The sequence below is a fragment of the Sorangium sp. So ce363 genome (genome assembly GCF_051520435.1).
Classification (GTDB): Bacteria; Myxococcota_A; Polyangia; order Polyangiales; family Polyangiaceae; genus Sorangium; species Sorangium cellulosum_B.
The window spans coordinates 4,109,695-4,128,425 of record NZ_CP150333.1 but is presented as its reverse complement, the minus strand read 5'-3'; the positions used below and the strand labels follow the sequence as shown (position 1 = coordinate 4,128,425).

Here is an 18,731-nt window from a genome sequence, read left to right as displayed (position 1 = left end):
GTCCGCGTGGCCGGGGCGAGCTCGCCGTGAGATTCGCTGGTTCTTGCGGCGATTTTCGGCGATCCCAGCCTCGCGGCTCGGGGCGCGGCAGCATCGCCGAGCTTGCGCACGGGATCGGGCGGCAGTTATAGTCGCCGCGCCTGGAGATTGTCGGGCTTCTGACGACGCTGAGAAAGGGACTTCGAGGATGCGTCATCTGCTGATGTTGGCGGCCGAGGGTGGTGGCGAAGGTGGGATGTGGGAGGCCATCAAGCACAATCCGACCTTCCTGATCGCGAACCTGGTCGTCTCCGCGGTCGTGGTGACCATCATCATCGAACGAACCGCGTTCCAGCTGGGACGCTACCGCGTGAACTCCAAGGAGTTCTTCGCGCAGGTCAAGAAGCTGGTGGCGGCCGGCAACATCGACCGCGCCATCAAGCTCTGCGACGCGAGCGACTACCCGATCCTGCAGCTCGTCAAGGCCGGCCTGACCCACGCGAACAAGGGGGCCGACGAGATCGACGCCGCCCTCAGCGAGAAGCTGTCCGAGCTCAAGCCGGCCGTGGAGAAGCGCATCGGCGCCCTGTGGTCGCTCGCGAACATCGCGACGCTGATCGGCCTCATCGGGACGGTCTCCGGCCTGATCAACACGTTCGCCTCCATCGCCGCCCAGGGCCTCTCGCAGGCCGACAAGCAGCGGATGCTCTCGAACGGCATCGCGGAGGCCATGTACAATACGGCGTTCGGCCTCGCCATCGCGGTCGTGTGCATGATCGCGCACGTGCTACTCCACACCCGCTCCAAGAACATCCAGCACGATCTCGAGTCGACGACCGAGCGCGTCTTCAACCTGCTCACGATCAGCAGCAAGCCTGGCTACTAGCCCATGGCGGACCCGCAAGACGTCCCGCTCAGCTCGGCGCAGCGATCGAAGATCCGGCGCCTATCGCAGCCCAAGGAGCCCGAAGCCGGGGAGGAGGCCGGCGAGCTCAACGTCGTTCCGTACCTCGACATCATCACGAACATCCTCATCTTCGTGCTCGCCAGCGTGTCGGTGACATTCGTGTCGTCGATCGACACGACCCCGCCATCCATCGGCGGCGGCAAGGTGCGCAGCGAGCTCTCGAGCAAGGCGTTGAACCTCTCCGCGTTCATCACCAGCCAGGGGATCTCGCTGAAGACGTCGAGCGGCAACATCGCGACCGGCTGCCAGGACGTGGGCGGCGGGGTCACGGTGCCGAAGGCGAACGACAGCTATGACTACCCCGCGCTCACGGCGTGCGCGAAGCGCCTCAAGAACGCCCGCCCCGAGTTCAAAGAGGAGACGCAGGTGACGATCACGGCGAACCCGGGCATCGACTACAAGACGATCATCGACGTGATGGATGCGCTGAGGAGCGACGACGGGGAAGTGCTGTTCCCGGAGGTCCACTTCGGGGTGGCCCGATGAGCGCCGAGCAGCGACCTGCCCCGCGGCCGAAGGCGACCGTCGTCCGCTACAAGGCGGCCCTCCGGAAGGCGATCCGAAGGAACCGGCGGGACCCCGAGATCGACTTCTTGAACATCACGGCGATGCTCGACCTGATGACGATCATCCTCGTCTTCTTGCTGAAGAGCGTGGGATCGTCGGCGGCATCCATCCCGCAGTCGAAGGACCTCACCCTGCCGAAGTCGGTGATGCAGGCCGAGCCCTCCCAGGAGGGCGTCGTCGTCATCGTCTCGAAGTCGCAGATCCTGGTCGGCGAGGATCCGACCCCGATCGTCATGCTGCCCAACCGCGAGCAGCTCGCGCAGTCGGGCGTCGACGCAAAGTACAAGCGCAGCGGGCCGAACGATCTCTACATCGTGCCGCTGGCGAACGCCCTGTCCCACGCGCGCGAGACGGACAAGGCCATTCGCGCAGCGAAAGGGCTCGATCCGTCGTCGTCGGAGGCGATCATCGTCGCCGACGCAACCACGCCGTACCGCCTCCTGATCGAGGTCCTGTTCACCCTGGGGCAGAGCGAGTTCGGCAAGTACCACCTGATGGTCCTGAGCGGCGGCCGCAAGCCGTAGCCCCCCTCCCCCGCCCTGCGGTGCCGGAAGGCCCCGCGAGGGCCACTCCGAGCGCCGCCATGGATCCACCCGTGCCCCCATGAGGGCGCGCTCCCCTGCGCGCCCTCATGGATCGGCCGGTGCTCCGCGACCGGCGCGCTCCCCCTGCGCGCCGCCGTTCTTTCAGTCCACCGCGAACAGCTCTTCCAGGTCGGCCTTGGTGAGCTTCTTCGCGCCGCCCGCGTCCTCGCTGAGGACGGAGGCGACGAGCTGACGCTTCTTGTCCTTGAGCAGCAGGATCTTCTCCTCGATCGTCCCCTCGGCGATGAGCCGATAGGCCGTCACCACCTTCGTCTGCCCGATGCGGTGGGCGCGGTCGGTGGCCTGCTGCTCGACCGCCGGGTTCCACCACGGATCGAAGTGGATGACCGTGTCGGCCGCGGTGAGGTTCAGGCCCGTGCCGCCCGCCTTGAGGCTGATGAGGAAGACCGGCACGCTCGGATCGTTCTGGAAGCGGTCGACGCGCTCCGCCCGGTCCTTCGTGGAGCCGTCGAGGTACTCGTAGGCGACACCATCCTCCTTCATCGCCTTCTCGATGAGCCTCAGCATCATCACGAACTGGCTGAAGACGAGGACCTTGTGCCCGCCCTCGACGGCGTTCGCGATGAGCTCCCGGACCGCGACGAGCTTGCCCGAGTCGTCGTCGCCGAACTCCCGCGGCAAGCCGAGCAGCCGCGGGTCGCAGGCCGCCTGCCGGAGGCGGGTGAGGCCGGCGAGGATCTGCAGCTGGCTCTTCGCCAGGCCGACGCGCTCGACCTCGCCGAGGACCTGCGCCCGCACCTCGCGCGCGACCTGCAGGTAGAGCGCCCGCTGCTCGCCGGTGAGATCGCAGATCTGATCCATCTCGATCTTCTCGGGAAGATCCTTGGCGACCTCCTGCTTCGTGCGGCGCAGGATGAACGGGTGGATGGCGGCGCGGAGCCGCTGCGCGGTCTTGTAGTCGCCCGCCTCGATCGGGCGCGAGAAGCGGGCCTCGAACTTGTCGAGCGAGCCGAGCAGGCCCGGCGAGACGAAGTCGAAGATGGACCAGATCTCCGAGAGCCGGTTCTCGATGGGCGTGCCCGTCAGCGCGAGCCGGCGCTTCGCGCGGAGCCGCTTGGCCGCCGCGGCGGTGGCGCTCATCGGGTTCTTGATGTGCTGCGCCTCGTCGAGGATGGCGTAGCTCAGGTCGAGCTGCGCGAGGAAATCCTCGTCGCGACGGAGGAGCGCATAGCTCGTGATCACCACCTCCGCGGCTTTCACCTCGTCGATCTGATCCTTGCGATCGGCGCCGTGCCAGAGGGCGACCGACAGCGACGGCGCGAACCGGGCGAGCTCGCGCTCCCAGTTCGTGACGACGCTCGTCGGGGCGACGATCAGCGCGCGCATGTGCTTCTCCTCCTGCTTGACGGCGAGCAGGAGGGCGAGCGTCTGGACCGTCTTGCCGAGGCCCATGTCGTCGGCGAGCACGCCGCCCGAGCCGATGTCATGGATGAACTTGAGCCACGAGAGGCCCGCCTCCTGGTAGGGACGGAGCGTCGCCTTCAGGTTCCTGGGCCGCTTGGTGCTGCCGATCTCGTCGATGTTGCTGAGCTTCTGGAACAGCTCGCGCGCGGAGGCGGTCACGCTCGATCCGCTCGCGTGCTGGAGGAGCTCGTGCACCCGCCCGGCCTGCGCGAGGGGCAGCCGGCCATTCTTGCCGGCCGCCATCATCAGCTCGACCTCGCGATCGAGCATCGCGCGCACGGCGTCGGGATCGAACGCGGCGAACGACCCATCCTCGAGGCGGACGTAGCGCTTGCCCTCGGCGAGACAGCGGCGCAGCTCGTCGCGATCGACGCCGATGCCCTCGCTCTCGAAGCTGAGCTTGACGTTCAGCCAGTCCATCCCCGAGGTGACCTTGGCGAACACGCCGATCGGCCTGCCGCGCACCTGCGTGTCGACGAGATCCTCGGGGACGAAGAGGTCCCAGTCGTCGGGGAGCTCGGCGAGCCCCTCGGTCCAGAAGGTGAGCGCCTGGTCGCCGTTCGCGATGAAGCCCTGGCCCGTCTCGTCCGGCTTGAGCCCGAGGGCGAGCAGCTTGCTCGCCGCCTCCTGCTGCGCGGCGATGTCCACGCGGATGCAGCGGGCGCGCTTCATCCCCTCCTCGGGCGGCTGCACGAGCACCGGGGGCGACATGCCGTCGGCGCGCACCGCGACCTCGGCGTCGCCGTAGGCCGCGGTCAGCGTGACGCGCGCCTCGATGAGCGAGCCGCCCGCGCGCATGCGGAACGTGGGCACGAGATCGACGACCTCGGCGATCTGATTCAGGTCGGGCAGCTCCGCGCCGACCTCGAGCGCGATCTTGGGCAGCCCCTGCATGATGATGCGGGCCAGCTCGCTCATCGGCTCGCCGATGGTCGGCGAGCGGAGCAGGCGGCGCATCGCCGCGGGGGAGACGCGCTTGTCGATGCGGCGCGCGAGCCCCTCCTGCGTGTCGATGTGCCAGCCCGGCCAGCCCTCGAACCACCCGCCCTGCAGCAGCGAGAAGCGGCGCTTGTCGTTCCCCCGCTCGAAGCTCGTCTTCACGATGATGGTGTCGCCGCCGACGGTCTCGAGATCGAAGCGCGGCCGCAGGCTGTCGTCGCCGAAGCGGAGCTGCATCAGGGCCGGCTCGAGCAGCACGCGCTGGCCCTCGAGCAGCGGGAGCAGCTCGGCCACGTCCTCGCCGCGGATGTCGACGGCTGGGTGGCGCGGGTTGCCGCTCTCGAACCGGGCGAGCAGCCGGAGCGCTTCGCGATCCGGCGTCGGATAGAGCGCCTGCCAGGCGAGCGCCGCAGAGGGCAGCACCGGGACGCGCGCCTCGGCGTCGAGGACGGTGACGGTCAGCGCCCCTTGCCGCACGTGGAGGCGGAATTCCACGCGCCGTGCCCCGGTGACGCCCTCGGGCGGAAGCCAGGCGCCGATCCCGGTCTGCTTGGCCGTCGCGTCCAGGATCGGCGCCGCGAGGGCGACGGATGAGCCCGGCGGCCCGTGGGTGCCGACGACGGTCGGGACGGGCGCCGACGGCGTGATCGCCAGGCGCCCGCGGCGGTCGCGACGGCGCACACGCTTCAGGGCGTCACCGCCGGCGTGGGCGGTCTGCGGGACGAGCGCCGGGATCGGCGGCTCGCGTCGCGGCTGCGCGCCGCGCGCCTGGTCGCGGATGCTGATGAGCAGCGCCGCGACGTGCTTGCAGTGCTGCCCAGCCTTCTGGAACGCCGGACAGGAACACTGCGACTGGATGCCATCGGGCGATAGCTCGACCTTGACCGGATACGGCTCGGAGTCGGCGGCGCGGACGGTGCCGCTCGCCATCGTCTCGTTGATGGAGATGTCCTCGACGACACGGCGGCGGAAGTACTCCAGCCCGCGGAGGAAGGTGCGGGCGCCAAGCAGCCTTCGCAGGCCACGATCGCTGAGGGTGGAGAGTGCGTCGGAGATCGGAGGCGGCACGTCGTGGGCTCGGGATACAGGTGCGGCGGTTATTCGCCGGGATGGGTCGGGTGAACGGGATCTCTTGGCAAATCCCGCTGGGTGAAGAACCGTCATCAGATGAAGAACGGCAAGAACACGATGATCACGGCGGGGAGCATCTTGATGAGCACGTGGATCGCGGGACCGGCCACATCCTTGAGCGGATCGCCGATCGTGTCGCCAACGACGGCGGCACCATAGGTGGGGTTGTCCGCCCGCGCCCCCGTCTCGTCGACAAGGTAGCGCCCACCGTGCGCGCCGGTCGCGATGTACTGCCTCGCATTGTCCCAGATCGCCCCGGTATTCCCCAAGAAGAGCGACCCGAGGACGCCTGCGACCGTCCCGGCCATGATCAAGGCCGCGACTGAATCGGCCGCGACCAGAGGATTATCTTCCGTCCTTGCAAAGCGCAAGGCAAGTCCCACGACGACGGGCACCACCGCGGAGACGAGGGCTGGCGCGATCATATGGCGCAGCGCGGCCCGAGAGACGATCTCGACGCAGGGCTCGTGGTCGCCGACGAAACCCGGCGGGCGGGCGCGGGCCTGGCGCCTCACCTCGTCGAGGACGCGTCGGCCAGCCTGGAGGACATTGCGAATGCAGCGGCCGGCCAGCCAGAAGACAAGCAGGATCCCCACCAGGGCGCCGAGATAGACCTCGGGCCGGTCGAGGCGCAGGACCATCGCGGTCGTCTCGCCGCGGATCGGCGCGCTCGACGTCAACGCGCGGCGCCGGGACTCATCGAGGTAGCCGGCGACGAGCAGCAGCGAGGCGAGCGCGGCCACGCCGGCCGTGTACGCCTTCGTGAGCGCCTTGGTCGTGTTGCCGACGGCATCGAGCACGAGGGTGCGGCCACGCACGTCCGGCCGCTCGCGGGCGACGGTCACGGCGACGATGCCGCCCGCGTTGTCCACGATGGGGCCGAACGCATCCATGGCGAGGACGTACCCCGCGGTGCCCAGCATCCCCATCGTCGCGACCGCTGTGCCGAACAGGCCCCCCCCGGCGAGCCCGGAGCGGGCGCCGAGCAGGTAGGAGCCGAAGGTGGCGCCGACGACGACCAGGAGCGGGGGAACCGAGCTCTCGAGACCGATGGCGAGCCCGCGCAGCACCGCCATCGCGGAGCCGCTGCGGGCCGCCTCGGCGAGCTCGCGCACCGGGCGGTGCCGCTGCTCGGTGTAGTACTGCGTGACGTGCAGCACGCCGATGCCGGTGACGATGCCGATCACGCCGCAGGCGAAGAAGATGACCCAGTGGGCGTCGAGCAGCCACTTGGCGGCCCCGGCGATGCCGACGGCGTGGAGGGTGGCCGTGACGTAGAGCCCCCGCACGAGCGCGTTGAAGGCGTCCTCGCGGTCGTCGGTCTTGACGACCATGACGCCGAAGAGCGTCGCGATGAGGCCGAACGCGCGGCTGACGAGCGGGAAGAGCACGACGGCGAGGGCGCTCGGGAGCCCGGCGTTGTTGCGGAAGAGCATCGCGCCGACCACCATGGCGCCCGCGCTCTCGGTGACGGTGGAGGCGAAGACGCCGGCCGCGCGCCCGGCGCAGTCGCCGACCGTATCACCTGCCAGGTCGACGATCGTGGCCGGGTTCTGGAGGTCGTCCTCGTCGAGCCCGACCTCCGCGCCGGCGAGGTCCGCGCCGAGGTCGGCCGCCTTGGAGAAGGTGCCGCCGCCGAGCTGCGCCATCAGGGCGGCGAAGGAGGCGCCGAGCGGGTAACCGGCGATGACCCAGGGGATGGTCGGGGCGAGCGCGAGCGCCTCGGCCGGCTCGGCGCCGAAGCCGCCACGGAACGCGAGGACCGCGGCGAACAGGCCTCCGAGGCCGAGGAGGCTCATGCTCGCGACGAAGAGTCCCGACACGGCGCCGCCACGGAGGGCGATCTGCAGGGCGAGATCGAGCGAGCGGCGGGCGCCACTCGCGGCGCGCACGCTGGTGCGGGGCGCGATCCAGGCGGCGACGCGGCCGGTCGCGACCGCGCTGGCGGCCCCGACCGCGAACGAGAGCGTCAGCCAGACACCGAGCTCCAGCGCTGGCACCGGGTTGTTCTCCCCGGTGCGCCGGAGGAGGCCGTAAGCGAGGAAGATGGCGCCTCCGAGCATCGCGGAGACCGCGCCGATCACGCTGCTCTGGCGGCGAAAGTACGCCTCCGCGACCCCCTGGATGATCGCGGCGATGCGCTGCATCTCGGGCTCGACCGCGGGGCGTGCGACGACCCAGCGAGCGAGGTAAGCCGCAAAGGCGAGCCCGAGCAGGCCGCCGCTGATGATGAGCGCAAGCTCCGTCATGACGGGCGGACCGGGCGCGCACCGTGGACGCGCTGCCTCGGCCGGTGAGGGATGATGCGGGTGATTGCCGCGGTGTCGACAAAGGCGCCGCAGGAACCCGCGCTGCAGCGGCGCACGCCTTCCCTACTCCGGCCAGGAGGGCCGCGCAAGCGAAGAAGACGCGCGCAGCGAGGTCATTTCAGGTCCTTCGCGTCGCGTCCGACCACGTGGTCCAGCCGGGTCTTGGCGACGAGCGCGCCGACACGCGCGTTGAGCTGCTGGAGCCGCGCGCGCGTCACCTCGCCCTCGGCGTCGACCACGTCGACGCTCGTGGCTCGCCCTGCCCGGAACAGCTCCGACCGGACGCGCATCGACTCCGTGGCCGCCGCGAGCTGGCGCTCTGCAGACTCGATGCTGCTCGCGGCCTTGCTCAGCTCGGAATACGCCGAGACCACCTCGAGGCGGAGGGCGTCGCGCAGCGCGGCCTTCTGCTCCGCGATCTGCGTGGTGCGGGCGTTCGCCTCGGCGGAAGCGCCCGCGGTGGTGAAGATGTCGTTGACGACCCACGTGGCGCGGACGCCGGCGGACCATGTCAGAGCGAACTTGTCCTGCGTCGGGAAGACACGCTGGTTGGGGTTCGCGTAGGTGAGATCGGCGAACCCATCCACGCGCGGAAAGTAGCCGGCCCTCGTGACCGCCTCGGCCTTCTCGAGCGAGTACTGCGTCTCGTCGAGCGCTCGGATCTCGAGGCGCTTCTGGAGCGCCTCCTGGACCAGCGCCGGGAGCGCCTCGGCGGGAGGCTTCGCGGGCGCGCTGCCCATCACGTCGATCCCCAGCGTGAGCGGCCTGTCCTGTGCGGCGCCGAGCGCGATCCGGATCTGGTCATCCGCGACCAGGAGCGCGGCTTGCGCCTCGTTGAGCACCTGCTCCGCGCCGGCCACCTGAGCCTCGAGCCGGAGCACGTCGGCGCGTGAGAGCAGACCCACCTCGAAAGTGCGGCGCGCGTCCTCGACGTGCGCCTTCGCCTGAGACACCGCCTCACCTGCGACGACGACCTGCCCCCTCACGCGGACCCAGTTGAAGAATGCGACCTTCGCGTCGGCCGCGGCCTGAAGCGTCTCCGCCTGGAGCTCGAGCTTCTTCGCGCTCTCCGCGTGGGACGCAGCCGCATATCCCTGGGAGATGCGGAACACGTAGTCCGAGATGGGGACGGCGAGATTCGCCGCGAGCGAAATGCTGTTGAGGGGCGCCGGAAAGGACAGCGAGGCTGCCCCCACCGGCTGACCGCCGCTGTCGACGACACACTGCCCTTGCACGCCAGGCGGACACGGACCGACCTGGATCAGCCCCGTGTTCTGCGCGCCGACGACGCCCCCGAGCCCTGCGCTCTCGACCTCAGACAGACGCGTGTACGTCGCCGTCAGGGTCACCCGCGGAAAGAAATTGACCATCGCCTGATCGACCTTGGCAGCGGCCGCGCGGAGATCGGCCTGCTTGGCGCGGAGCGACGCACGCGTCCGCAGCGCAGCCTTCGCGACGTCGTCCGGCGTCAGCCCTCCCGGCTGCGGCGCAAGCGCCGTGGCGAGCGGATCGGCCTTCGTCGCCGCCGGCTGAGCCGCAGCGACGGCCGCCCCCGGAGGCTGCGGTTGGCCCGCGGCAGGAGGCGCCGGGGTGGGCGGCGGGGTGACCGGCTGCGGAGCCGCCGGTCGGGGAGCGGCCGGCTGCCCCGCGGCCGGTGAGGCGATGAGCCCGAGGGCGAGCAGCCCGGCGAGCGTCGAAGCCAGCGAGATGCTGCGTCGAGACGAGGGTGCGGTGCTTTTCATGACCGGTGGGTCACTTATGGGCGGCGAGAGCACCCGTCAAGTCACAGGCGATCCCACGCATCGCGTCTCGGCGATCGCTCGCCTCGCCGTCTGGCGAAGGTGACCGGGAAGCCCGCGCTCTCAGCCCACGGCGCGCCTGCGCCCCCAGGCCCGCGTCATGCCGCGACCGCGACGGGAACCGTCCCGGGCCGCGCCGGACACGATGGTCTGGCGCGCTCGTCGTGCCGTGCCGCAATGGGCCACGACAGCAGGGACGTCATCACCGATGCGCAGCACGGGACCCTCGCCAGACACGCCATCCAACCCCCGCTCACGCTCGCTATGGACGGCAGGAATACGTCGCTCTCTCCGCGGCAACACGTATTGCCGCGCGCGATCGGATGGAAGAACATCGAATGAAGTGGCCGCCATCTTGCTTGGCGGCGGACCGGAGGCCCTCATGCATCGACTGCTTGCGTCGCGCCGCAGCTTCTCCCCGTTCCTCGCCATCCTTGTGATCGCATCACCCTTTGCCGCCTGCGCCCCGTGGGAGCTCGGTGAGGACGACACCCCCGACATCGGCGATCCTGGGAGCGTCGCGGTCGCGGCGGAGCCGCCGCCCGCCATCAGCGGCGGAACGCTCGCCGTGAGCAAGAGCGCCCTCCGGGCGGTGGCCGCGGATCCGGATCGCGACCGGGTGTGGATCGTCGATCTCCAGGCGCAGAAGCTGACCGCGGAGATCGCCCTGCAGAAGGGCGACGAGCCGGGCAGGGTCGTCGAGGACGACGCGGGTCGCTTCCACGTCGCGCTCCGCCGCGGCGGCGCGATCGTGACCGTCGACGCGGAGAGCGGGACGATCATCGACCGGCGCGACGTGTGCCCGGCCCCGCGGGGGGTCGCCTACGATGCGCAGACCGACGCGCTCCATGTCGCGTGCCTCGGCGGCGAGCTCGTCACGCTCCCGGCCGGTCCCGGCGCGGCGACGCGCCGCCTGAAGCTCGATCGCGACCTGCGCGACGTGGTCGTGGACGGGGACCGGCTCCTGGTCAGCAAGTTCCGGTCTGCCGAGCTGCTCACCATCGGGGCGGACGGCATCGTGATGGAGCAAAAGAAGCTCCCGAATTTCAACCTGTTCGGGCAGGAGTTCGCGCCGACCGTCGCCTGGCGGACGATCAAGCTGCCGACAGGCGGTATCGCGATGGTCCACCAGCGCGCCTTGATCGCGCCCGTCGAGATCGTGGAGGGGGGCTACAGCTCCGGCGGATGCGATGGGAGCGTCGTCCACGGCACGGTCTCGGAGGTCGGGACGCCCGACTCCGACGGCCAGCCGAACCTGGCCGCTGCCCTCCCCTCCGCGACCCTGCCGGTCGATGTCGCGGTGTCCGATGACGGTCTCTCGTATGCGGTCGTCGCGGCCGGCAGGAGCGAGATCCTCATGACCAGCCGCGCGAACTTGAACGTGACGATGGGTGCCCCCGAAGGAACGTGCGTCGAGGCGGAGCAGCGCGTGGTCGTGGAAGGCGAGCCCACGGCCGTCGCGTTCGCCGGCGGCTCCGTGGTGGTGCAGACCCGCGAGCCCGCGGGCATCCAGGTCCTCGGGGCTCCCAACACCGCCGGCAACCGCGTCGCCAAGGTCATCACGCTCCCCGGGGAGAGCCGCAGGGACACCGGCCACGAGATGTTCCACCGGAACACTGCCGGCCCGATGGCGTGTGCGTCGTGCCATCCGGAGGGAGGCGAGGACAGCCATACCTGGCACTTCAACCCCATCGGACCGCGGCGCACCCAGTTCGTCAGCGGCGGGATCCTCAACACGGCGCCGTTCCACTGGGACGGCGATATGTCGGGTATCGAAGCCATCATGGACGAGGTCTTCGAGCGGCGCATGGGCGGCATGCACCAGGGACCGCGCCGGGTGAAGGTCTTCGCCCGGTGGATCGACAGCCTCCCCGCTCCGCCGGTGTCGTCGGCGCCCGACGCAGAGGCCGTCGCGCGCGGCGAGGCCCTCTTCCACGACAAGGCCGTCGACTGCGCGAGCTGCCACGCGGGCGCTCAGCTCACGACCAACGACTCCTTCGACGTCGGTACGGGCAAGCCCTTCCAGGTGCCGTCGCTGGTCCGCATCGGCGCGCGCGCGCCGTTCATGCACGACGGATGCGCGCCGACGCTGAAGGACCGGTTCACCAACCCCGCCTGCGGTGGCGGCGACCGGCACGGCAAGACGTCCCAGCTCTCGGACGCCCAGCTCGACGATCTGGTCGCCTACCTCGAGACCCTCTGACCCCTTCCAGCGGGATTTTCCGCCGGTGAGCCCGCCCGATCGCGCCCCTTCACCGCGAATGATGTAACGAGCGCCGAGCCGCGATATGCTGGCGCGGCGTGAACGTCGCCGAAAAAGTCGCCACCCTCGAAGCGCTCCTCCACCGGGTGCAGCGGAACGCCGCTGCGCCTCGCACCCGGGCGCAGCTCGCGGCCTCCGCCGAGCTCGTCCCGCATCGCGGCGAGGCGCCCGGCGCCATCGCCAACGACACGGCGGGCGCGGCCTCGCCCGACCCCAGGTTCAGCTCGACGGAAACGTCGCCGGCGAATGAAGCACGGCCGGCAGCGGTCGCCTCGAGCGGACCGTCTGCGCCGCGCGCCATCGAGCCCGTCTTGGACGACGTCGGTGGCATCGACGCCTTCAGCCCGGCGGCCGCGCAGGCATCGCAGACCGCGGCGGCCAGCGCCGCGAAGCAGCCCGGAGCGGCCGCGAAGGCACCGCAGCAATCTCCGGCGAAGACGCCGCAACAGCCGCCGGTGAAGGCGGCCGCAGCGGCCACGCCCGCAGCGAGCGGGGTCAAGGCCGCGGCCGTCAAGCCGGCTGCGGCGACGCCGGCGCGCAACCCTGCGCCGCCTCCCAGCTCACCCGGGAAGCCGGTCGCGAGGCCCGCCGCCTCCATCGATCTCCCGCGGGCTGACGCCGGCCCCTCCGCCGGTGCTCAGGAGACCTTCCGCCCTCCCGCGGAGGCGGCCGAGCTGAAGCCGAGAGAGGCAGCCAGGACCGCGGCCAAGGTCACGGCGCCTGCGGCCAGGTCAGCTGCCCTGGGCAAGGACGCGCCCGGTGCAGGCCCGGCGATGCCCCCGGCCCGGGGCTCCAGCCCGCGCGCAGAGACGAAGCCGTTCTTCCCTCACGAGGACGTCGCTGCGCGGCCGAAGGTGGTGGAGGGCGACAGCGAGCTCTCGTTCGCAGGGCTCCTCCCCGACGAGCCGGAACCCGGCCAGAAGCCCGCTGCAGCGCTGAAGCTCCCGGCCGAGCGCAGGGCGGCGCCGGATGCCGCGGTGCCCGAGGCGCGCGCGGAGCGCAGATCCCTGCCTGACCGCGCGGAGGTACACGCCACGACCGCGTCGGCCGCCGCGGACGACGCCTCCACGCTCGAGGCGGTCACTGCCCGTGGGCCGTCCTCTTCTGGTGAGCCGGTCACCCCCAAGGCGCCGGATCCGATCGCCGCCGCCACGCGGCGCGCGATGGGGGAGCCTGCCACCGAGCGAGAGTTCAGCCGCGAGATGGTCGACGACGAGCCGACCGTGATCCGCGGCATGCTCGAGGACGAGCCCACCGTCATTCGTTCTCGCCCCGAGGGCCTCGAAGACGAGGAGACGGCGATCCGTTCCGCGCGGTCCGAAGCCCAGGCCGTCGCGCGCTCGGTCGCGGAAGAGACCGGCGATGCGTCGCCTGGAACGCTGTCCAGAGACGCGAGCGACGAAGCGGATCGCAGGTCCAGGCCGAAGGCGGCCGACCGCGACCTTCTCCCGAAGGTCATCACCAAGGACCCGCCCCTCCCGGCCGACAAGGACGTGAAGCCTTCCGACCACGTCACGACGCGGCCCGCCGCGGACGCCGGCATCACCGTGCGACCGCCGCCGCGCCCGCGCTCCCGCGTGGGCATCGTGATCGCCGCCGTGGCGCTCCTCGTGGGCGGCGCAGCGGTCGCGTACCGGCTCAGCGTGTCTGACCCCGAGCCCGCGCCCCTCCCCGACGTCGCCCCCGACACGTCTCCGGGAGCGACCCAGAGCGCGACCGCGCAGCCGCCGGCCACCGCGCCGACGCCGACCGCCGCGCCCACCGAGACGGCGCCCGCTGCACCGTCCGCGGCCGAGACCGCGACGCCGGCAGCGAGCGCTGCACCCGAAGCGAGCGCTGCGCCCGAGGCGAGCGCTGCGCCCGAGGCGAGCGCTGCGCCGGCCGCAGGCAAGGCGGAGGATCTGCCGCCGAGCCGGGGCCACCTGACGGTCAATTCGCCAGAGCGCGCGTCGGTGTATGTGAACGGCTCGCTCGCCGGAAGCACCGGAGAGACGCTCGACGTGCCTTGCGGGACGCGTTACGTGCGGCTCGGCAAGCTGACGACGGAGAAGACGTCGACCCCCGCGTGGCTCTCCGCCGGCCAGGCGGTCATCGTCGGTTGCCGCAAGCAAACGGTCGTGTCGATCACGCCCTCCGCGGCGAGCCCGACGCCCGACCGCCCCACGAAGCGGAAAGGCAGCCCCGCCGGCACCGCCACCCCGGACGGTGAGGGCGCTGCGCCCGCGCCCGCTGAAGAGACCGCGCCTGCGCCTGATCCCGCTCCGTAGAAACCCGCGCCCCCGGCCGGTCCGGTCGGGGCCTGCTCCCTAGGGGGCGCAACATGCCCCATGCAGAGGGGCAGGAGCGCGGTGCTAGGCTCCGCGCCCGATGGATTCCGAGACGACTCCCCTTCCCCACGAGGCCGGTGCCGCAGCTGGCGACGCGGCGTCGTCGGCGTCCGTCAGGGTAGCGAGCTCCGGCCCCTTCCCTCTGCGCAGCCCGGCAGGGGGAGCGCCCCTCGACGGCGTGGCAGAGACCGAGCCCAGCGCCCTCGCGACGATCGTTGCCAGCGCGCGGGCGGCGCAGATCGCCTGGGCGGAGGTCCCGATCAGGGAGCGCGCCGAGCTCATCGCGCGCGTCAAGAAGCGCCTGCTCGCGCGGGCCGAGGAGATCGCGACGCTCGTGCACCGCGAGTGCGGCAAGCCGATCGAGGAGGCCGCGCTCGCTGAAGTGCTCCCGAACGCGGATCTCATCGACTACTGGACCCGGTCCATCGAGGAGCTCCTCGACGACTCCCCCGTCGCGCTCGACCCGCTCGCCTACCCCGGCAAAGTCGGGCGCATCCAGAGGGATCCGCGCGGCGTCGTCGCGCTCATCACGCCCTGGAACTACCCTGTCGCGATCCCGCTGCGCACGATCGTGCCGGCGCTGCTCGCGGGCAACGCCGTCGTCTTCAAGCCGAGCGAGGTCACGCCGCGCTCCGGCGCGCTCGTCACTTCGCTGTTCGACGGGCTGCTCCCGGACGGCGTCCTCGCCGTCGCGCAGGGCGGCAGCGACGTCGGCGCCGCGCTCGTCGGGGCCGGCGTCGATCTCGTCGTCTTCACCGGCAGCGTCGCCACCGGCAAGAAGATCGCCGTCGCGTGCGCCGAGCGCCTCATCCCGACGTCCCTGGAGCTCGGCGGGAAGGACGGCGCCATCGTCCTCGGCGACTGCGATCTGGAGCGCGCCGCGCGCGGCGTCCTCTGGGGCGCCTTCACGAACGCCGGACAGAACTGCGCCTCCATCGAGCGCGTCTACGTCGAGCAGGCGATCGCGGACCGCTTCATCGCGCGCGTCATCGCGCTCACGGGGCAGCTCCGAGCCGGCATCGACGTCGGCGTGATGACGACGGCGCGGCAGGCGGAGATCGTGCGGCATCAGCTCGAGGCGGCCGTCGAGGGCGGGGCAGAGATCCTCGCCGGCGGCGCGCCGGAAGAGGGCTCGCTCGCCTTCCCACCGACGGTCCTCAAGGTGGAGCGAGAGGACACGCCGCTGCTCCGGGACGAAACCTTCGGCCCCGTTCTTCCCATCATCGTGGTGAAGGACGCCGAGGAGGCGATCGCGCGCACCAACGCGTCCCGCTTCGCGCTCACGACCAGCCTCTGGACCCGCGGCTACGAGCGGGCCCACGCGCTCGCGCGACGGCTGCGCTCCGGCGTGGTGACGATCAACAACCACGGCTTCACGGGCGCGCTCCCGGCCGCGCCGTGGACGGGGGCGGGAGACAGCGGCTACGGCGTCACGAGCAGCCCACACGCGCTCGCGGAGCTCACGCGGCCGCGCTTCTTGCTCGAGGACCGCAGCAGGGCGAAGAGCGAGCTGTGGTGGTACCCTTATACGCCCGCGCTCCGGACGGTCGCCTTCGCGATGGCGCGGGCGCGAGGTGGAGCCGGATGGTTCGGCCGCGTCAGCGCCCTCGTCGAGCTCGTCGCCGCGCTCGCGAGGCGCCTGCTCGGTCGCTGATCCTGAGACCCATCGAGCGAACGCATGCGCCCTCTGATCCTCCTCTCCAACGATGACGGCTACTCAGCGCCGGGTCTGACCGCGGTGCGGGACGAGCTCGCCCGGCACGCCGACGTGGTGGTGTGCGCCCCCGCGGTCAACCAGAGCGCGACGAGCCACTCCCTGAGCCTGCACCGCGTCCTCCGGCTGCTGGAGGCTGCGCCCGGCGTGTTCGCGGTCGACGGCACGCCCGCCGACTGCATCTACGTCGCCCTTCACGCCGGCACGCGCGTGCTGCCGCGGCGCCCCGATCTGGTCGTGTCGGGCATGAACCACGGGCTCAACCTGGGCGCCGACATCTTCTACTCGGGCACCGTGGCCGCCGCGCGCGAAGGAGCGCTCCGCGGCGTCCCCTCGATCGCGCTCTCCGCCGATGCAGGCGCGTCGCTCCCGGCCGCAGCGGCGCTCGGCGTCAAGCTCGCCCTCGCCCTCCACCGCGCCGCCGGGAAGGAGGGACGCCGGCCAGCGCCGCTGCTCAATGTCAACATCCCTGCGGGCAGCAGCTGGCCCGTGCGGGCCACGCGCATGGGCGCGCGCTTGTACACCGAAGAGGTGATCTTTCGCCGGGATCCGCGCGGGCACGAGTACCTCTGGATCGGCGGCGCGGGCGTACGCCACGACCTCGTCCCCGGCTCGGACACCGAGGCCTACGACGCAGGGGCCGTCAGCGTCACGCCGCTGACCCTCGACCTCTTCGCCGCGCAGCACGAGGGCATCGCAGGCCTCCTCGCCGCGGAGCTCAACGACGGCCACATCACCTGACGTAGCTCGCGTCGCGACGCGTGGAGCGCTTTCCGGCTCGAATGCGCTCGCCTACGCTCGGCGTCATGTTCAATCACGACGCCCTGCCCTCCGAGCACGCGCTCCGTTATCTCAAGGCGCACCTCCGGAGCGTCCCGGATTTTCCGAAGCCCGGGATCCTCTTCAAGGACATCACGCCGCTCCTCGCGGATCCGCGGGCGCTCCACATCACGCTGGATCTCCTGGCCCAGCGCTTCGTCGGCGAGCACGTCGACGTCGTGGTCGGCGTCGAGTCCCGGGGCTTCATCTTCGGCGGCGCGCTGTCGGCCCGGCTCAACGCCAGCTTCGTGCCCGTGCGCAAGCCAGGCAAGCTCCCGGCCGCGACCGATCGCGTGGCGTACGCGCTCGAATACGGCAAGGCAGAGCTCGAGATGCACAAGGGCTCGATCAGGCCGGGGGCCAGGGTCCTCATCGTGGACGACCTGCTCGCGACCGGCGGCACGGCCTCGGCCGCGGCCGAGCTCGCGCGCAAGCAGGGCGGCGAGGTCGCCGGCTTCGCCTTCGTCGTCGAGCTCGATTTCCTCGGCGGTCGTGCGCTCCTCGCGGAGCGCGCCGGCGACGCGGCGCCGGTCTTCTCGATCGTGCACTTCGCCGCGGGCGAGTGAGCGTTCACTCCTGGCCCACGCCGACCTGCAGCTTGCGCGCGACGGTGCGGCTCGCGGTCGTCGCCCGGGTCGGCCCGCCGACGGGGAACGTGATGACGACCGCGCCTGACCCGCCCTTGGTGATGCCCCCGCCGTGCGCCCCCACCAGCTTCCCCAGGCTCGCGGCATCGAGCGAGGCGCCAGCGCCGCGCAAGGCGTCGATCGGCCCCACCCCTGGCAGCGCGGCGAGCGCCCCTCGATCGACCGCCGACATCTCGGCGAAGAGTCCGGACGCATAGACGAGCGCCGTCGCCGCCGTGGCCGGATCCGAGCCGCGGAACCAGGCGCCGGCGTCGTGGTAGGGCAGGTGCGCGCAGCGCGCGTACAGGGCGCCCAGCGCCGCGGCGGCCGCGTCGGCCATGCGATCGCCGAGCGCGACGAAGCGCGCCCGGTGCGCGGGATCGAAGTATGCCCGCGCGTATCCGCCGGAGAAGCGCGCGGTGATCGCGCGCCACGACGGAGAGCGCCTTGCCTCCTCCGCATCGAACCCGGGGACGATCTCGACGGCCCCGTCGGTGATCGCGGCGAGCTCGGCGTCGGCGCCCGCCGTCAGCTTGCCCTGCGCGATGAGCGCGCCGAGCCCCACGGACTCGGCGGTCAGGGCTGCTGGTTCCCCGGCGCCGGCGGCGAGCTCCGCTGCAGCGGCGCCGCGCGGCATCGCCAGCCAGAGCTCGGCGACCCAGCCCGCGAGCTCGAAGGGCCCCATGGAAGCGCCGGCGTAGATCCGCTTGCGCGCGGCCTCGCAGGTGCGCGCGTTCCGCGCCGCATCCTCGCCGGCGGTCGTCTCCGGCTCTGTGGGCGAGGCGGCCGGCGCCTCTCGCGATCGGAGTATGCGCGACGCGAAGAGCGCGCCGACGACCACCAGCGCGAGCACGCCGACGGGGATCACGAGGTGCCGCGCTGGCCGGACCCGGGCGGCCGGCGCAGGCGGCGCGAGCGAGCTCACCGCGCGGTGCGCCTGAGCGAGCCGCCGCGCGATGTCGGACGCCTTACGCGTGCGCAGCTCTTGTGGCAGAAGCGGCCACTGCTCGACCAGCTGCTCCAGATCGATGGCCACGGGCGCACCGCGCCCACGCAGCGCGATCTGGCGTCCCTGCACGCTCACCGAGCCCGATGTTCCAAACAGGCCCAGGGCCTCCTGTACAGCCGCCTCGATCTCCCGCGCGCTGGGGTCGTCCACGATCGCAGGGTAGCCGGATTTGCCGCCGGCATGCCGCCGCTTCTTCACGCCGCCCGGCCGTCACGGTCGCAGGCGCGGGCGGCGATGGAAATGCCGCGGAGGGCCGGCGGACATGGCACATTC

12 protein-coding genes are annotated in these 18,731 nt (G+C 71.6%); 8 read left to right on the top strand and 4 right to left on the bottom strand.

Annotation, left to right across the window (positions count from 1 at the left end; translation table 11 throughout):
• Positions 1-187: 187 nt before the first annotated feature.
• The 3 genes from WMF12_RS15735 to WMF12_RS15725 are packed head-to-tail and all read left to right on the top strand — an operon-like array spanning position 188 to position 2,037.
• Positions 188-865, top strand: a complete 678-nt coding sequence (locus WMF12_RS15735; protein WP_012235624.1) for a MotA/TolQ/ExbB proton channel family protein — start codon at positions 188-190, stop codon at positions 863-865.
• 3 nt (positions 866-868) lie between these two features.
• A complete protein-coding gene (locus WMF12_RS15730; RefSeq protein WP_012235623.1) occupies positions 869-1,432 on the top strand; it encodes an ExbD/TolR family protein in 564 nt (187 codons plus the stop codon).
• On the top strand, positions 1,429-2,037 hold the full coding sequence (locus WMF12_RS15725) for an ExbD/TolR family protein (protein WP_437746464.1): 609 nt from the start codon (positions 1,429-1,431) through the stop codon (positions 2,035-2,037). The genes WMF12_RS15730 and WMF12_RS15725 overlap by 4 nt, the downstream gene beginning before the upstream one ends.
• Positions 2,038-2,199: 162 nt before the next feature.
• Here WMF12_RS15725 and WMF12_RS15720 read toward each other — a convergent pair whose 3' ends face one another.
• The 3 genes from WMF12_RS15720 to WMF12_RS15710 all read right to left on the bottom strand — a co-directional run bounded on the left by WMF12_RS15720 (position 2,200) and on the right by WMF12_RS15710 (position 9,643).
• Positions 2,200-5,625 (bottom strand): SNF2-related protein, encoded by a 3,426-nt coding sequence (locus WMF12_RS15720; RefSeq protein WP_437872341.1) that lies wholly within the window; start codon positions 5,623-5,625, stop codon positions 2,200-2,202.
• Positions 5,625-7,841, bottom strand: a complete 2,217-nt coding sequence (locus tag WMF12_RS15715) for a sodium-translocating pyrophosphatase (protein ID WP_437746462.1) — start codon at positions 7,839-7,841, stop codon at positions 5,625-5,627. The genes WMF12_RS15720 and WMF12_RS15715 overlap by 1 nt, the downstream gene beginning before the upstream one ends.
• 173 nt (positions 7,842-8,014) lie before the next feature.
• A complete protein-coding gene (locus WMF12_RS15710; RefSeq protein WP_437872340.1) occupies positions 8,015-9,643 on the bottom strand; it encodes a TolC family protein in 1,629 nt (542 codons plus the stop codon).
• A 439-nt stretch (positions 9,644-10,082) separates the two neighbouring features.
• Here WMF12_RS15710 and WMF12_RS15705 point away from each other — a divergent pair, with 439 nt between their 5' ends.
• The 5 genes from WMF12_RS15705 to WMF12_RS15685 all read left to right on the top strand — a co-directional run bounded on the left by WMF12_RS15705 (position 10,083) and on the right by WMF12_RS15685 (position 17,389).
• Positions 10,083-11,903, top strand: a complete 1,821-nt coding sequence (locus WMF12_RS15705) for a c-type cytochrome (protein ID WP_437872339.1) — start codon at positions 10,083-10,085, stop codon at positions 11,901-11,903.
• Positions 11,904-12,001: 98 nt separating this feature from the next.
• Positions 12,002-14,230: a hypothetical protein gene (locus tag WMF12_RS15700; protein ID WP_437872338.1), complete on the top strand. Its 2,229-nt coding sequence runs from the start codon at positions 12,002-12,004 to the stop codon at positions 14,228-14,230.
• A 100-nt stretch (positions 14,231-14,330) separates the two neighbouring features.
• Entirely contained in the window at positions 14,331-15,944 is a 1,614-nt protein-coding gene (locus tag WMF12_RS15695; protein ID WP_437872337.1) for an aldehyde dehydrogenase family protein, read from the top strand.
• 24 nt (positions 15,945-15,968) lie between these two features.
• Positions 15,969-16,745, top strand: a complete 777-nt coding sequence (gene surE, locus WMF12_RS15690) for a 5'/3'-nucleotidase SurE (protein ID WP_437768164.1) — start codon at positions 15,969-15,971, stop codon at positions 16,743-16,745.
• A 41-nt stretch (positions 16,746-16,786) separates the two neighbouring features.
• Entirely contained in the window at positions 16,787-17,389 is a 603-nt protein-coding gene (locus WMF12_RS15685; RefSeq protein ID WP_437872336.1) for an adenine phosphoribosyltransferase, read from the top strand.
• Positions 17,390-17,393: 4 nt separating this feature from the next.
• On the opposite strand, the gene WMF12_RS15680 is transcribed toward WMF12_RS15685, so the two are convergent.
• Positions 17,394-18,608 (bottom strand): hypothetical protein, encoded by a 1,215-nt coding sequence (locus WMF12_RS15680; protein ID WP_437872335.1) that lies wholly within the window; start codon positions 18,606-18,608, stop codon positions 17,394-17,396.
• Between the last annotated feature and the right edge of the window lie 123 nt (positions 18,609-18,731).

Coding starts and splice junctions, on each gene's coding strand:
- WMF12_RS15735 (WP_012235624.1), top strand. CDS start 188: ATGCGTCATCTGCTGATGTTGGCGGCCGAGGGTGGTGGCGAAGGTGGG.
- WMF12_RS15730 (WP_012235623.1), top strand. CDS start 869: ATGGCGGACCCGCAAGACGTCCCGCTCAGCTCGGCGCAGCGATCGAAG.
- WMF12_RS15725 (WP_437746464.1), top strand. CDS start 1,429: ATGAGCGCCGAGCAGCGACCTGCCCCGCGGCCGAAGGCGACCGTCGTC.
- WMF12_RS15720 (WP_437872341.1), bottom strand. CDS start 5,625: ATGACGGTTCTTCACCCAGCGGGATTTGCCAAGAGATCCCGTTCACCC.
- WMF12_RS15715 (WP_437746462.1), bottom strand. CDS start 7,841: ATGACGGAGCTTGCGCTCATCATCAGCGGCGGCCTGCTCGGGCTCGCC.
- WMF12_RS15710 (WP_437872340.1), bottom strand. CDS start 9,643: ATGAAAAGCACCGCACCCTCGTCTCGACGCAGCATCTCGCTGGCTTCG.
- WMF12_RS15705 (WP_437872339.1), top strand. CDS start 10,083: ATGCATCGACTGCTTGCGTCGCGCCGCAGCTTCTCCCCGTTCCTCGCC.
- WMF12_RS15695 (WP_437872337.1), top strand. CDS start 14,331: ATGGATTCCGAGACGACTCCCCTTCCCCACGAGGCCGGTGCCGCAGCT.
- surE (WP_437768164.1), top strand. CDS start 15,969: ATGCGCCCTCTGATCCTCCTCTCCAACGATGACGGCTACTCAGCGCCG.
- WMF12_RS15685 (WP_437872336.1), top strand. CDS start 16,787: ATGCGCTCGCCTACGCTCGGCGTCATGTTCAATCACGACGCCCTGCCC.